Genomic DNA, 15,777 nt, shown 5'->3' with positions numbered 1-15,777 from the left:
GTGCTTTACGTTGTTTTGAGATGTTTTCACAAAGCAGTTTTGGGAACGTCGCTGTGGCGACGAGGTGCGGGCGTTGCAAATGGCCCCAGCATGGCGCGACTATGCCGTCGCCGAATATCCTGCAATGATCTTGGCGCATTTTAGTTTCATTGTGCGCAGCAACAATATTTAGAGTATTCCTGGCGTGGCGTGGCGTGGCGCGAAAAGGGCAGCACATTTCGGTTGGTTATTAACGATTGCGCCTTTAGCTGGGCTTTTGCTGGTCGATCATCGAACAATGTGCCTATGTTATCGGGCGGTATCGTTGTTGCGTAAATGTGATGAGGATCCCACCATGGTCACCGGCGCGGCGCTCTCCGGCGCAACCAAGGTCGCGCAGGTCGAGACCCCGTGACGGCGCAGGCAGCGCCCCAGGCCCGCCCGTGAAACGCCAGGATTGATGAACTCGCGTGTGACCGTCAGCAGGTCGTCCGTGGGCGGAAGCAGCGTCTTGCGCAGTTCCACGACAATGAGCTCCTGCTCGGGCGTGAGCGTGGTGTACCACTTGTTGGGTGCGTGCGACTTTTCCCCGGGCGTATAGCGGTTTTGCCACTTCCGGATGGTTTGACGCGTGACGTTGTACAGTCTAGCAGCTCGGCTTGCGCCAGCGTTGAGTTCCTGATTTCCTCACGGATCAGGTGCGTGGTGCGGGCTTGGCTGTGCAGGGCTTGGGTCATTGAATAGCCGTCACGGATCGGATTGAAACAGTTGTACGCAAAACCGCGCTGGCCTTGAAAAGCGGCCAGCTACGGATGGGTACATGATTCGACGAGTTTAGACACGTAGATATGAAAAAGGCGGCATCAGGATATCGATGCCGCCTTTTGCGTTTCAGGCCTGAGCTTCAGCCCGTGCCCATCAGCAAGTCAGATTAGGACCGGTGGGTACGCCCAGGTTCTGGGTGAAGGTCGTGTAGTAATTCACCCGGGTCTGCATCTGTGCCGGCCCCTGGTACTCGGTGCCGCCTGCGCATTCGCGATTGCCGTTAATGGCATTGATGGTCTGGCCGAAACCGTATCCGCCCACCATCGAGTCATGCGCCGGCCTGCCGGCGCGGCCCGGTTGGGTCATCCAGTACCAGACCGCACTTCTCCAGGCGATGGTGGCGTTGGTGGCCAACAGTTCCGGATTGTTCACCAGTTGCTCGCCCAGGCCCATGGCGTTACCCAGACTGCGGTAGTTCGAGGTCCAGCTGATCTGGATCGGGCCGCGACCGAAGTACTGGTCGGCCATGTTGGTGCTCTTGCAGGTGACTCGTACCCAGTTCACGTCGCAGTACAAGGGCCAGTTGGCGGTGTTGTATTCCCTCACTGCCCTTAGGTTGTCCGACTCGTGCTGCAGGTTGGCGAAGAAGGCGGCCACTTCCTGCTTGTTCAGGGTAGCGTTGCCCGACTTGGCAAAGCTGGGATAGTAAGCTGCTGCAGCGACGAAGTCGGCGTATTGGTAGAACGAATTGCGGCCGGGGAACCATGCTTCGAACTGAGCTTTTGACAGGCCGGCAAAACTACCTGCCGGGTCGGGAGTAGGTGTCGGAGTTGGCGTCGTGCCGCCACAAGTCGTTTTCTGCCAATACCAGGTGCTAATGGTCGGATCAGTACCGTCTGAGCCGTTGGTGCCGCTATTGACGACCTTGTAGAAATTGCCGTTAGCCGGGTACTTCACCACGGCGCCCAAGCTGTAGTTCACTCCTGCGGTCCAGGTCTGGGATGAACAGGTCGGGGGCGGGGTGGGTGTGGGCGTCGGTGTCGGGGTGGGCGTCGGTGTCGGGGTGGGAGTCGGTGTCGGAGTCGGCGTCGGCGTGGCGCTGCACGAGCCGCTCACCGTCCATGGCTTGCCACTTCCAGCGCCCCCGCTGTTGGTCGATGGATTGTCGCCCTGCGTCCAGTAGGCGGCCGTGTAGTTGATCCCCCCGTAGCTGACCGATTTGCCGCCATCATAGACGGTGGCGCTGTTCCACGCTGCGTTACAGACGCTCGTTGCCGCCAACATCTTGCTTTGGGATGACTGGGTGCCGGTGGACGTATTGTCGCTGCCGCCGCCGCACGCGGCCAGCGACCCGCCCAGTACGCTGATGATCAGGCTGTTGATGATTGTTCTGTTCAATTGAGGCTCCATGTCAAATTGTCGGGGCACTTGCGTGCCGGAGATAAACCTGGTCGATCCGTGTGCCGCGCGTCACTCCGTGCCCGCGCGGTGATGGCGGAATCGGTTTACACGACAATTCCGATGTTTTATGTACAAGATCGGTATACCAATATAACACCAATAACCCGATATATGCATGCCAAACTGGAGGAAATTAATACCAAAATGGGCCACTAGGAAATGAGAGGGACCGTCATGCTTGGCACTTCGAAGGGCACGCCGCTCAGGTCAATGACCGCAACATTGGCGCCCGCTTCGTTATAGCCAGGTAGTCCCTTGAGCGCTCCCTCAAGCGTAGCGGTTTCAGCCGCCGCCCCGAACAGGAAGTCCAGTCGCTCGTGTGCGACCTGCGATTCGAACCGGGTGAACAATTCGTCGACAGTCCCATCCTGCCCGGCAAAAATACCTGCTTGTCGAACTGGTCGTCGATCCACGCGAAGAAGCGCTCGAGGAACGGTTTCGATCGTTCCTGTCGCCTTGCCAACCTGGCATGTCCCGTCGGGCCATCGTCGCGGATCTGCTGCTCGACCTTGTACAGAGCGGCGAATGCGTCCAGCGTCTGTTCGGCTTGGGCCGGTTCGATATCCCTGGCATCAAGGATTTTACGGCGCGCGTGCGCCCGGCACTGGGCGTGCGCGACCCCGGTCTTCTTCGCGTCATGTGCATAGGCGCTGTAGCCGTCGCTCTGCAGTACGGCCGATGCGGGCGCTGCAGACCAAGCGCCGTTTCGACGTGCTTTGCCGCCCGGCCGGGGTAGTACGGGAAGCGGATCTCATCCTGTTCGCCCACGACGGGTCAGAAGTACGCCGCCTTCATCTTGCCCGGTCCGGCTCGCCCTGCCCGACGATTTCCCTCCCTATCTTCGGCCGGCGTGGCTGAGCAGTGGAACAACACGCCTAGGCGCCGCGCGGGATCCAGCGGCGGATCAGCATCCCGATCGATCCACCCTGGACCAGAATGGAAAACACCACCACCGCGTACGTGAGCGTGACCAGGACGTCGCGCTCGGCCGAGCTGGGGATCGACAGTGCCAGCGCCACCGAAATGCCGCCGCGCAGTCCGCCCCAGGTCAGTACCTGCCACGAACCGCCCGGCAGGCGCGACACGCGCTGCGCCAGGGCCACCGGCAGCCCGACCGACAGATAGCGTGCAAACAAGGTCACGGCAATGGTGATCAACGCGGCCACGCCCAGCATCGGCGACATGCGCACGACAATCACTTCCAGGCCAATCAGCACGAACAGCACGGCGTTGAGGATCGAATCGAGCAGCTCCCAGAACGAGTCCACGTGTTCGCGCGTTTTGTCCGACATGGCCAGCGCGCGGCCGTGGTTACCGATAATCAGGCCGGCGACGACCATCGCCAGCGGGCCGGAAATATGCAGGCGGGTGGCCAGCGCATAGCCGCCGATGACGGCCGCCAGGGTGATGAGCACTTCTTCCTGATAGCTGTCGATGCTGCCGAGCAAGCGATACGTCACGTAGCCCAGCAGAAGGCCAAACAGCACGCCGCCGCCCGCTTCCTGCAACAGCAGCATCGAGGCCTGGCCCGCGCCGGGCGTCGTTCCGCTGACCAGTACCCCGGCAATGAGGGCGAACAGCACCACGCCGACGCCATCGTTGAACAGCGATTCCCCGGCAATGACCAGTTCCAGGCTTTCCGGCGCCTTGGCCGACTTCAGAATGCCCATGACGGCAATCGGATCGGTGGGCGAAATCAGGGCGCCGAACAGCATGCAGTAGGTCAGCGACAGCGGCAGACCGACCAGCGGCAGCGTCCACCAGAGAATGGCCCCGACCACGATGGTCGAGATCAGCGTGCCGAACACTGCCAGAAGGCCGATCTGCAGGCGGAAGGCGCGCAACTTGGTCAGGTCGACGTGCAGGGCCCCGGCGAACAGCAGGATCGACAACATGCCCTGCATCAGCACCTCGCTGAAATTGATCGAGGTCAGCAGCGCGAGGGCGCGGTGGTGCAATGCGCTCACCCCGAGCGCATTCAAGCCCAGCAGGGCCGACGACAGCAACAGGGCGATGGCCATCACGCCGATGGTCGTCGGCAGCCGCACGAAACGGTGATTGACATAGGCCAGCAGGGCGGTCAGGACAAGGAGGATGGCGACAAGATCAAGCATGGCTATCTTTCAAAACGGCGGTGCCGGGCGGGCATCATGCCTGCGGGCACGGAGCGGCGGGAGGGCGGTCAGTGTAGACCGGAAATGGCATGACGGCAACATTTATCGGGATCATGCAACGCACTGTTGTTGACTGATCACCAAGTAAAAGAATTGCATATTCGCATCTTGACATTTTATGTCGACCCTCTATACTTGGACATATTATGTCTTTTAGCCCGCTCGGGGACGATTGAAGTACCGCCGCACGCAAGGATGAAAATGATGGAAATGGCAATGAAACAGATGCTGGAGATCGAACAGGCGCTGCTCCGCAAGCTCGGGTCGGTGGGCGTGAGCAGCCATCTGCTGCCGCCGGCCGATGCCGACGGCGTGCCGGTGATGCGGATCAGTATCGAAGGATTGGAAGAGTTGCCGGTGTTCGTCACCGGTTCGCCCAGCCAGGTGCTGTGCATCTGCTATTTGTGGACCGAGAGCGAAATCCGGCCCGAACGCCGGGCCGAGCTGCTCGAGACGATGCTGGACCTGAACATGGCCATCCCGCTGTCGAATTTCGGCCGCATCGGCGAGCACTACGTGATTTTCGGCTCGCTGGCGCACGACGCCAGCGCCGCCAGCATTGCAACGGATGTGGCGATGGTCGCCGACAACGCGTTCGAAGCCCTCGACGTGTTTACTGAATTTCTAAAATAAGGAGAGCATCATGGCTGTCTTTTCCAAAATCCTCACCATGCTGCGCGGCGACGTGCGCAGCATCGGCCAAAGCCTGGTCGACCACAATGCCAACGGCATCTACGAGCAGGAAATCATCGAGGCCAAGGCCCATGTGACGCGCGCGCGCCAGGAACTGACCGCGGTCATGGCGCGGGAAATGCAGGCCGCGCGCGAGATCGAGCGGCTCGGGCGCGACCTGCGCCGCTACGAGGAACTGGCGCTCGAAGCGCTGCAAAAGAATGAGGAAGGGCTGGCCGGGGAAGTGGCCGACAAGGTGGCCGGCCTCGAAGTGGCGCTGGCCGAACAGACCAGCGCGCGCGACGATTTTTCCGGCCATGTGACGCGCATGAAAGACCTGATCCGCAACGCCGAGGCCAACCTGCGCGACCACGAGCGCGAACTGGTCATGGCCAAGACGACCGAAAGCGTGTACCGGGCCACGGCCACCATTTCGAGCAGCATGGGCAGCAGCGGGTCCAAATTGATGAGCGCGAAGGAATCGCTGGAACGCATCCGCCAGCGCCACCAGGACACGGCCGACCGCATGCAGGCGGCCGAGCAGCTCGAAGGCGAACTCGGTCATTCATCGCTGGAACGCAAGCTGGCCGCCGCCGGCATCGGCGCGACCGCCAGCCGCAAGGCGCAGGTGATGGCGCGCCTGCAGCAACGCCTGCATGCGGATGCGGACGCGGGCGCCGGCGCCAAGCAAGGCTGAGGGGGGACGCATGGTCAGTTCCCCGCGCTGGACCGGATCGGACGCGGCCTTGCGCGCCGTCCAGGTGGCGTTCGATGTCGAAAAACAGGTGATCGACGCGGTGCGCTATGCCGCGCTCGAACAGCAGGTGTCGACCTCGGACCAGATCCGCCTGATCCTCGGCTTGCCGGTCACCAGCAAGCCGGTGCGCCCGCGCCTGACGGTCACGCTCAGCGATGCCGACTACGCCATCCTGGCCGAGCGTTTCGGCGTGCCGGCCGACGACAAGCGCAAGATCAAGGAAGCGCTGCACGACGCCCTGATCCGTTTTGCGCAAACCCGGCAACAGGACGCTTGATTTTTTTGAAACCATAACAAGAAGGAACCCGCGATGGACCTCTGGCACCTTTTGAGCAGCTTTCCGAGCGCTATTCCGACGGTGCTGCTGGCCGTGCTGCTGGTTTACTGGCTGCTGTCGATGATCGGCCTGGTCGACATGGGCGATGCGATCGACCTCGACCTCGATGTGGACGCCGGCCACGCGGCCCACGAGGGGCACAGCGTGCCGGCGCTGGCGGGCTATCTGGTGGCGCTCGGCCTGGGCGGCGTGCCGCTGTCGGTGGCCGCCAGCGTGCTGATGTTCTTCACCTGGCTGGGCACGGTCCTGCTGCATCAATACGTGCTGGCCTGGCTGCCGGGCGCGCCGCTGCGCATCGGCGGAGGAATCGCGGCCTTGCTGTTCTCGGCGGCGCTGGCCGTGCCGCTTGCGGCGCGCGTGCTGCGCCCGCTGCGCGGCTTGTTCGTCAAGCATGCGGCGCGCGCCAATGCCAGCCTGGTCGGGCTGGACTGCATGATCGTCACGCGCTACGTCGACCGCCGTTTCGGCCGCGCCGAAGTGGGCGCCCATGGCGCCAGCATCAATATCCGGGTCTGGTCCGACGTGCCCAATGGGCTGGCCAGGCATTCCAAGGCCATTATCGTGGCCTATGACGAGGCCACCCGGCAGTACGAAGTACAGGCAGCAACCGACGCTATTTAACGATTAATCACTCGAATCAGAAAGAAATCATGGACATTGTGTTGCTCTCGACCGGTATCATTACCGTCATCCTGCTGGGCTGTTTCGTGCTGTTCGCCAAGTTCTACCACAAGGTGGAACAGGGCCACGTCATGATCATCAACACCCTGCGCGCCGAGCCCGAAGTGACGTTTACGGGCGGTATCGTGTATCCCATCATTCACAAGAAGGAGATGATGGAAATCTCGCTCAAGACGATTGAAATCAATCGCCTCGGCAAGGATGGCTTGATTTGCCAGGACAATATCCGGGCCGACATCAAGGTCACCTTCTTCATCCGCGTCAACAAGACCACCGAGGATGTGCTCAAGGTGGCGCAGGCGGTCGGCTGCGTGCGCGCCTCCAACCAGCAAACCCTGGAAAGCCTGTTCTCGGCCAAGTTCGCCGAAGCGCTCAAGACGGTCGGCAAGTCGATGGATTTCGTCGAACTGTACCAGGCGCGCGACCGCTTCCGCGACGATATCATCCGCCAGATCGGCGACGATTTGTCCGGCTACGTGCTGGAAGACGCGGCCATCGACTACATCGAGCAGACCGCGCTCGACAAGCTCGACGGCCAGAATATCCTCGACGCCCAGGGTATCAAGAAAATCACCGAACTGACGGCGATTGAAAACATCCGCACCAACGAATTGATTCGCGACGAGCAGATGCGGATCAAGAAAAAGGATGTCGAAACGCGCGAAGCGATCCTGGAACTGGAGCGCCAGCAAGCCGACGCCGAGTCACGCCAGGGCCGCGAAGTGAGCTCGGTGCGGGCGCGCGAGCAGGCCGAAACCCAGAAAGTGCAGTCGGAAGAATTTACCAAGTCGGAACTGGCGCGCCTGCAGTCCGAACAGCTGGTGATGGTGCAGCAGGAAAACACCACGCGCGAGAAGGAAGTGGCCGAAAACAACCGCAAGCGCGCCGTGGCGATCGAGGAAGAGCGCGTCACCCGCGCCCGCCAGCTCGAAGTGGTCGACCGCGAGCGCGAAGTGGCGCTGCAGACCATTGAAAAGGAAAAGGCCATCGAAGTGCAGAAAAAGGCGATTGCCGACGTGGTGCGCGAGCGTATCGTGGTCGAACGCACCGTCGCCGAGCAGGAAGAAGCGATCAAGGAAGTGCGCGTGGTGGCTGAAGCGGACCGCCTGAAAAAATCGGTGGTGATCGCCGCCGAAGCCCAGGCCGAGGAAAAAATGGTGCTGACGGTAAAAGCGGCCGAAGCGTCCGAGCGCTCGGCCAAGCACCGCGCCGCCCAGGACCTGACCGCCGCCGACGCCGCCCTGAAAGTGGCCGAGCGCGGCGCCGAAGCGCAAAAGCGCGACGCCGAAGGCAAGGAAGCCGAACTGGCCGCACCTGGCCTGGCCAGCGCCCGGGTCATGATCGCCTCGTCCGAAGCGATCCTCAAGCAGGGCGCGGCCGAAGCGGAAGCGATGCGCCTGCGCATGCATGCCGAAGCGGCCGGCGTGGAGCAGATGGGGCTGGCGCATGCGGCGGTCAAGAGCGCCGACGCGGCCGCCACGGCGACCCATGGCGACGCCGAGGCGCAAGTCATCCAGGCGCGCTTCGAAGCCGAATCGAAGGGCCTGGCGCAGAAGTTTGAAGCGATGTCGGCGATGAGCCAGGAAACCCGCGCCCACGAAGAGTTCCGCATGCAGCTCGAAATGGCCAACCAGCAGATCAACAAGGGCATCGATGCCCAGACCCTGATCGCCAAGGACCAGGCCGAGGTGCTGGGCAAGGCCCTGCAGAACGCCAAGATCGATATCGTCGGCGGCGAGGGCGACTATTTCGAGCGCTTCGTCAAGGCGCTCTCGATCGGCAAGGGCATCGATGCCACGGTCGAGAAGAGCCGCACCTTGCAGATGGGCCTGAAGGACCACCTGAGCGGCGAGCGCGACATGGTGGGCGACTTGCGCGGCCTGATCGGCGCGCTGGGCAGTTCCTCGGGCGAACTGCAGAACCTGACGGTGTCGGCCCTGCTGGCCAAGGTCGGCCGCGACGGCACCGCCCAGCAGCAGCAGGCGCTGCAGAGCTTGCTGGCGACCTTCCAGCCGGCCCTCGAAGCGCCGCGCGCCAACTGACAGAGCGGCGGGGCCCGCGCCCCGCCTGATCGATAACAAAGTATAGGAGTTACCATGATTTGTCCCGCATGCGGCGGCCGCCATTTCGCGCCCGTCAGGATCGAAGGCGGCCTGCCGGCCGAGCGTTGCGCCGATTGCCACGGTGCCTGGGTGGAGCTGGAACGCTACCGGCTGTGGCGCAAGAACATGCCGCAACTGGCCGCGCCCGAGTACGCCGGCGAGATTTCGGAAGTCAACGAACCGGTGCGCGTGTGCCCGAGCACCGGCCGCCTGATGACCCGCATCAAGGTCAGCAACGACAATCCGCTGCGCCTCGACTTCAGCGCCATGGCACAGGCGGTCTGGCTCGACAAGGGCGAGTGGGAGCGCCTGCTGGCCATGGGCCTGCACGACCAGCTCGACGCGATCGTCTCGGAGCGCTGGCAGAGCGACCTCAAGCGCGCAGCCTCGCGCGAACGCGCCGAGCACGCCATGCGCCTGCGCTTCGGCGACGCCGCCTACGAGCAACTGGCGCAGATGCGGGCATGGCTGGCACAGCAGCCGAACCAGACCGAAATGATGGCATTCCTGAACACGAAAGCGGATTGAGTCCATGAGCGACCCACACGCAGCACCGGCACCGGCCGACTCCGGCAACGCCCACGCCGACGACATGGCGCCCGAGTCGGGCAGCTTCGAGCTGCTGCGCGCCCGTCTGGGCGAGCATGGCAAGGCATTGCAGGCCAAGGCCAACCTGCTCAACGAGGCGCGCCTGGCCGAATTCGGCCGCCAGGAAATGCTGCTGCGGGCCCGCACCCGCGCCCGCACCGACAACAATTGCGTGGCGCGCGACCTGGTCCTGGTGGGCGACGTGCTGCTGTTCGGCTATAACGTCTTCATCGGCTTGCGCCAGGAAACCCGGGTGGCCGATGTGTTCGGGCTGTACCGCCTGCGCGCCGAAGGCGACCAGGCCGATCTTGAACCTGTCGCGCTGGAACACAGCTTCCTCGACGAGCCGCGCTTCCTGGCCGAATTCAAGGAACTCTACAGCTACTATAAAAATGCCCAGCTGGTCCAGTTGCGCGTGCATCAGGGCAAGCTGCTGGCCGCTTTCAAGATCGGCGAGCGCATCAGCGACGTGCGCGTGTTCCGCTGGCAGCTTGGCGAGAACGGCGCCGCCAGCTACATCGATAACCGCGGCGAGCGCGACATTGCACTGCCGCCGACCCACGATTTCGAGTGGACCCAGACCACGCGCGAGCAGCATGTGCTGGGCAAGCATCCGCATATCAATATTCTCGACACCCTGTTCGTCGAGACCGTGGGCGGCGACCTGACCGTCAAGATCGAAAACAATACCGATACCGGCCTGGGCATCTATGCCGAGCTGGTCGAGGACCGCAACCAGTCGCTCAACGATGGCGACATCGCCTACGCCGCCGTGGGCGAGCTGATCTTGCTGCGCATCAAGCCGTACCGCGAGTCGGTGTTCCGCTACCTGGTATTCAACCGCCGTACGGCCCAGGTGGCCCGGGTCGACGCCATCGGCGCTTCCTGCGTGCAGCTGCCGGAAGACCACGGCATCGTGTTCCCCGACGGCTACATCCTGCAGAGCGGGGAAAGCAAGGTATTCGCCGACCTGCCGCGCGGCCTGCAATTCAAGCGGCGCACCATGTCCTCCAACGGCGAAGACGTGCTGTACGTGTTCTACGGGGTGGAGCAGGGCGTGTATGTGCTGCTCACCTACAATATGATCAGCAAGGCGCTGGCCCAGCCGCTGGTGGCGCACGGCTACGCCCATTACGCCGATGGCAGCATGCTGCTGTTTACCGCCGAGAGCGAGGAGCCGACCCGCAACCACGCCATGCAGCTGTGGCAGACCGCCTTCGTCAGCGACGACCACGCCGCCCTGCAGGCGCCGCGCCAGAGTTACCTGGGCAAGATCGGCAACCGCGACCTGGTGCGCGGGCTGTCGGAACTGTACTCGCTGGCCAAGCTGGTGCGCGCACAGGCGCAGGCCGCGCGCGACCAGTTGCCGGCCCGCTTCGTGTTCGAGACCCTGGTGCGCCAGTGCCGCCGCATCGGCGACGCCTTCCACTGGCTGGGCGCGCCGCAGGCGCACGACGCCGCCAGCGAAGTGCAGGCCATGATGGCCGTGGCCAGCGCCACGCTCGACGAATTCGACAAGGTGGCGGCGGTGCGGCGGGCCGCGGCCGCGCTTCTTTCGCAGAGCGCCCTGGCCCAGCGCCAGTTACTGACCGATACCGCCAGCCGGCTGTGGCAGTCGCCGACCGACTTCATCGACGCGCTCGATGCCATCCGGCTCGGCCGCGGCCGCCTGGCCAGCCTGAGGGAACAGCGCTACATGGATGTGGCGCGGCTCGACGAGCTCGACGCCGAGCTGGCCGCCGAAGAAGCGCGCGTGGCCGACAAGACCGTGCAATTCCTGGCCCAGGACAATGCCTTCGACCCGCTCACCGGCGCGCTGGCGGCCCAGCGCGCCGAGCTCGAAACGATGCACACGACGGCGCAATTGGCGCCCTTGCACGACACGCTCGAGCGCAGTGCCGCCAGCCTGGACGGCCTGACCGAGCTGCTCGCCACCCTCGGGCTGGGCGACGCCACCTTGCGCACCCGCATACTGAGCACCATCTCGGCCATCTATGCCGACGTCAACAAGCTGCGCGCGCAGGCGCGCCACAAGCGCAAGGCGCTCTCGCAGGGCGAGTCGGCGGCCGAATTCGCCGCCCAGTTCCAGCTGTTCGGCCAGTCGGTCGACAGCGCGCTGGAGCAGGCCGACACGCCCGAGCGCTGCGACGATCTGCTGACCCGCCTGCTGGCCCAGCTGGAAGACCTGGAGGGCAAGTTCGCCGAACAGGAAGACTATCTGGCCGAGATCGCCCACAAGCGCGAAGCGGTCTACGAGGCGCTGGAAGGGCGCAAGCAAGCCCTGCTCGATGGCCGCGCGCGGCGCGTGCAAGCCATCATGGACGCGGCGCGGCGCATCCTGGCCGGGGTGCCCAAGCGGCTGGCGCAACTGGGCGAGAGCGCCCAGCTGGAAGCCTATTTCGCCTCGGACGCCCTGCTTAACAAGCTGCGCGCCAGCATCGCCGAACTGCGCAAGCTGGGCGCCGCGGTCGGGGCGGACGACCTGGCCGGGCAGCTCAAGGCGCTGCGCGAGCAGGGCCAGCGTACCCTGCGCGACCGCAACGAGCTAGTCACCGGCAACACCATCCGCCTGGGAAGCCATGCTTTCACGGTCAACCAGCAGGTGCTCGACCTGGCCATCGTTACCTGGCACGCTCGCCCGGCCTACCATCTGGCCGGCACCGATTATTTCCTGCCGCTCGAGGATGCCCGGCTCGACGCCTTGCAAGCCTACTGGAGCGTCGAAACACTGTCGGAAAGCGCGCTGGTCTACCGCGCCGAATACCTGGCCTGGCAAGTGGTGCTGGCGGCGCAGCAAGGCGGTGCCGAATTGGATTGGGCCAGCCTGGTGCAGGCGGCGCGCGATCCGGACAGCCCGCTGCTGGAAGAACACGTACGCCGCTTCGCCGCCCCGCGCTTTCACGAAGGCTACCAGAAAGGCATCCACGACCACGATGCCAGCCTGATCTTGCGGCGCCTGCTGCCGATGCTGGAAGACGCTGCGTTGTTGCGTTACAGCCCGCTGGCGCGCGCGCTGGCCGTGCTCTACTGGCAACACCTGCAAGACACGCCGGACCTGCACCCGCTCGCGCAGCTGGTCACGCATCAGGCCGGGCAGGCCGAATTGATGCGCGTCCAGTTCGGCAATGAACGCATGGGCCGGCAGGTCGCGGCCCAGTTCGCGTTGTCGCTGCACGAGTTCCTGGTGCAGCAGCAGCTCGACCTGGGTGCCTGGCGCGACAGCGCGAGCGAGACCGCGTCCGCCTTGCTGGAGCAGGGCGGCGCCTATCTGCTGGCCGAGCTGGGCGCCCAGGGTGGCGATCCCAACCGCGCAGCGCCGCACGCCTGGGTGGCCAGCCGTGCCGGCGCCGACCTGGCGCAGGGCTTGCTGCAGCACCTGGAGCGGCATGGCATTGCCCAGCCGTGGACCAACACCACACTGGGCTGGCGCGCGCGCTGGCAACTGGCGACCGAATGGCTGTACGGCTTCATGCTGCAGGAACAACACGACCTGACGATGCTGCCGGAAGCGGCGGCCAGTCTGCTGTGTTCGCTCCCGCGCCGGGTGCAGCCGGCCGAACTGGCCGCGCAGGTCGACGGCTTGCTGGGCGAGCATGCGCGCGTGAGCGGGCAGGGCATGACGCTGCAACTGAACGACTTCCTGCGCCGGCTGGCGTACCACAGCGGCGTGATCGTGCCGGCCTGCCAGCAGTTGCAGCAATTGCGCCAGAGCCTGGTGCAGGAGGAAAAAGCGCGCCTGCGGCTGGACCAGTTCCAGGCCAAGCCGCTGTCGAGTTTCGTGCGCAACCGCCTGATCGACGACGTTTATCTGCCGCTGGTGGGCGAGAACCTGGCCAAGCAGATCGGCGCGGCCGGCGAGCAGCGCCGCACCGATTCGATGGGCATGCTGCTGCTCATTTCCCCGCCCGGTTACGGCAAGACGACCCTGATGGAATACCTGGCCGATCGCCTCGGCATGATTTTCGTGCGCATCAACTGTCCGGTGCTGGGCCATGGCGTGACCTCGCTCGACCCGGCCGAGGCGACCAACAGCGCGGCGCGCATGGAACTGGAGAAGCTCAACCTGGGGTTGGCGATGGGCAACAACGTCATGCTGTATCTCGACGATATCCAGCATACCCATCCCGAATTCCTGCAAAAGTTCATCGCGCTGGCCGACGGCACGCGCCGCATCGAGGGTGTGTGGCGGGGCGAGAGCCGCAGCTACGACCTGCGCGGCAAGCGCTTTGCCATCGTCATGGCCGGCAATCCGTACACCGAATCGGGCGATGTGTTCAAGATCCCCGACATGCTGGCCAACCGCGCCGACATCTATAACCTGGGCGACGTGCTGAGCGGGCGCGAGGAAGTGTTCGCGCAATCCTATATCGAGAACGCACTGGTGGCCCATCCCGACCTGCAGCCGCTGGCGTCGCGCGACCCGGCCGATGTGGTGCGCCTGATCCGCATGGCGCAGGGCGAAGCGGTGGCGCCGGGCGAGCTGTCGCATGCCTATACCAGCGCCGAACTGGCCGAGATCGGCAATCTGCTGCGGCGCCTGTTCAAGGTGCGCGATGCCTTGCTGGCCGTGAACCGGACGTACATCGCCTCGGCCGCCCAGGACGATGCCTACCGCATGGAGCCGCCGTTCAGGCTGCAGGGCAGCTACCGCAACATGAGCAAGCTCGCGCCCAAGGTCTCGGCCTTGATGAACGATGCCGAGCTCGACGCCCTGTTGCGCGACCACTACCGTGGCGAAGCGCAGACGCTGACCGCCGGCGCCGAAGAGAATCTGCTCAAGCTGGCGCACCTGCTGGGCCAGCCGGATGCCGGAGAACAGCAGCGCTGGGCCGCGCTGGTGGATGATTTCGTGCGCCTGCGCAAGCAGGGCGGCACCGATGCCGACGGCGCCACCCGGATGGCCAATACCTTGTCCGAGATCGGCTTGCAGATCGCGGCGCTGGGCCAGCGCATCAATCCGGCCGTGCATGTGACGGTGCCGGAACAGATGGCGCTGCAGGAAGCGGTGCTGCGCCTGGCGGAAAGCTACGAGCAGTCGCTGCTGCCGCTGATCAGCGCGATGAACCACAAGATGCGGCTCGATCACAGCATCTGGGACAATGTGCGCGATACCGGCACCGACATCCGTGAGATCGAAAAGCGCCTGGCGCGCCTGTTTCCGCAGGATGCGGGCGAGGTAAAGCCGCGCTGAGGCGGCGCTGGCCGCGTATCGCATGCAACAGTGAACGGCAAGGCGCTGGCCATGCTGTTGCGCGATTCGCCAGGCAGGTTGGCGGCCAGCGCCGGCGCAGGCATGGAAGGCCGATCCGGGAAACGATGCTATATTGGCAGCGAGAACACGCCGGGCATGGATGCCTGTCTTTTCACACTCTTCATTGTTTTCCATGATACATATCGTGCCTGCCGTGGTCGGGCTTGCTATCACTGCCGTCGGTGTCCGTTGCCTGCTCAAGGGCAGGGCTACCGCGCATTGGCATCCGGTCGCCGGCACAGTAAGCGAGGTATCCATTTCGATGACCGGCGGCCGCCCCGGCAACCCCAAGACCGTCTACTTTTTTCCGAGCTGCACTATCTATATGTCTTCGGCGGTGTGGTACGCCGCGGCTCGCGCAGCCTGAGCGGGAGGGTGACGAGCCGTGCGAATGCCATTGAGCTCAGCAGGCCGTATGCCTCGGGCCAGCCGATCGAGGTGTATGTCGACAAGCAGAACCCGCACAGGCATGCGCTGGTTCGCGGCGTGAACCACCAATGGTGGTGGCTGATTGCATTCGGCCTGTGCTGGATCGGGGCGGCGCTGCGTTGCATTGAGGTGTCGCATCGATGCGCTGAGGTCCAAGGCCGGTTCAATATTGTATAATCGAACGAAATTATCAAGCAATCAAGCGGAGCCAGAGCCTTGCAAGCCATCGCTCTCGCTGCGAGCCAGCCACAGTCACACATCACTCGCGCCAGGCTTACGGCATTGCAATGGTTACCGCCTTCGCCGGCAGCCGTCCCGCCATGATCTCGGCGGCAGCGGGCGCGATGGCGCTCCTGATGCTTACCCTGGTCAAGACACGGGCTTCAGTATCTGCTGGCCGCGACCGTTCTCACGGGACTGCTGCAGGTACTGGCCGGCTGGCTCAGGCTCGGCGTGCTGATGCGCTTCGTGTCGCGCCCGGTCATTACCGGCTTGGTCAACGCATTGGCCATCCTTATCTTCATGGCTCAGTTGCCGGAGCTGACCCACGTCAGCTGGCACGTGTACGCTATCCCGCGCGC

At 64.0% G+C, this 15,777-nt stretch carries 11 protein-coding genes and 2 pseudogenes; 9 read left to right on the top strand and 4 right to left on the bottom strand.

Annotated elements, in window-relative coordinates; genetic code table 11:
- Positions 1 to 336: 336 nt before the first annotated feature.
- The 4 genes and pseudogenes from RBA41_RS20430 to RBA41_RS20420 form a co-directional block, all read right to left on the bottom strand.
- A pseudogene (locus tag RBA41_RS20430) lies at positions 337 to 716 on the bottom strand (IS481 family transposase); the annotation flags it as partial.
- Positions 717 to 897: 181 nt separating this feature from the next.
- Entirely contained in the window at positions 898 to 2,142 is a 1,245-nt protein-coding gene (locus RBA41_RS20425; RefSeq protein WP_306626093.1) for a glycoside hydrolase family 19 protein, read from the bottom strand.
- A 265-nt stretch (positions 2,143 to 2,407) separates the two neighbouring features.
- Positions 2,408 to 2,875, bottom strand: coding sequence for an IS66 family transposase (locus tag RBA41_RS33490; RefSeq protein WP_374709581.1), 468 nt, complete (start codon positions 2,873 to 2,875; stop codon positions 2,408 to 2,410).
- 205 nt (positions 2,876 to 3,080) lie between these two features.
- Entirely contained in the window at positions 3,081 to 4,319 is a 1,239-nt protein-coding gene (locus tag RBA41_RS20420) for a cation:proton antiporter (RefSeq protein ID WP_306626092.1), read from the bottom strand.
- Between the two features lie 276 nt (positions 4,320 to 4,595).
- Here RBA41_RS20420 and RBA41_RS20415 point away from each other — a divergent pair, with 276 nt between their 5' ends.
- The 9 genes and pseudogenes from RBA41_RS20415 to RBA41_RS20375 all read left to right on the top strand — a co-directional run.
- Complete coding sequence (locus tag RBA41_RS20415) at positions 4,596 to 5,012, top strand: DUF2170 family protein (protein ID WP_289312976.1); 417 nt, start codon at positions 4,596 to 4,598, stop codon at positions 5,010 to 5,012.
- 10 nt (positions 5,013 to 5,022) lie between these two features.
- Entirely contained in the window at positions 5,023 to 5,748 is a 726-nt protein-coding gene (locus RBA41_RS20410; RefSeq protein WP_306626091.1) for a PspA/IM30 family protein, read from the top strand.
- Between the two features lie 10 nt (positions 5,749 to 5,758).
- Complete coding sequence (locus tag RBA41_RS20405; RefSeq protein ID WP_306626090.1) at positions 5,759 to 6,085, top strand: hypothetical protein; 327 nt, start codon at positions 5,759 to 5,761, stop codon at positions 6,083 to 6,085.
- 33 nt (positions 6,086 to 6,118) lie between these two features.
- The gene (locus RBA41_RS20400; protein WP_306626089.1) at positions 6,119 to 6,766 is read left to right on the top strand and encodes a ubiquinone biosynthesis protein; all 648 of its coding nucleotides are present in this window, start codon (positions 6,119 to 6,121) and stop codon (positions 6,764 to 6,766) included.
- Between the two features lie 29 nt (positions 6,767 to 6,795).
- A complete protein-coding gene (locus tag RBA41_RS20395) occupies positions 6,796 to 8,868 on the top strand; it encodes a flotillin family protein (RefSeq protein WP_306626088.1) in 2,073 nt (690 codons plus the stop codon).
- Between the two features lie 54 nt (positions 8,869 to 8,922).
- Entirely contained in the window at positions 8,923 to 9,456 is a 534-nt protein-coding gene (locus RBA41_RS20390; protein WP_306626087.1) for a TFIIB-type zinc ribbon-containing protein, read from the top strand.
- A 4-nt stretch (positions 9,457 to 9,460) separates the two neighbouring features.
- The gene (locus RBA41_RS20385; RefSeq protein ID WP_306626086.1) at positions 9,461 to 14,707 is read left to right on the top strand and encodes a DNA repair ATPase; all 5,247 of its coding nucleotides are present in this window, start codon (positions 9,461 to 9,463) and stop codon (positions 14,705 to 14,707) included.
- A 51-nt stretch (positions 14,708 to 14,758) separates the two neighbouring features.
- Positions 14,759 to 15,373: a DUF3592 domain-containing protein gene (locus tag RBA41_RS20380; protein ID WP_306626085.1), complete on the top strand. Its 615-nt coding sequence runs from the start codon at positions 14,759 to 14,761 to the stop codon at positions 15,371 to 15,373.
- Positions 15,374 to 15,468: 95 nt separating this feature from the next.
- A pseudogene (locus tag RBA41_RS20375) lies at positions 15,469 to 15,773 on the top strand (SulP family inorganic anion transporter); the annotation flags it as partial.
- Between the last annotated feature and the right edge of the window lie 4 nt (positions 15,774 to 15,777).

It is taken from the genome of Massilia scottii (assembly GCF_030846495.1).
Lineage (GTDB): Bacteria > Pseudomonadota > Gammaproteobacteria > Burkholderiales > Burkholderiaceae_D > Telluria_A > Telluria_A violaceinigra.
This window is presented reverse-complemented; position numbering and strand designations above follow the sequence as displayed.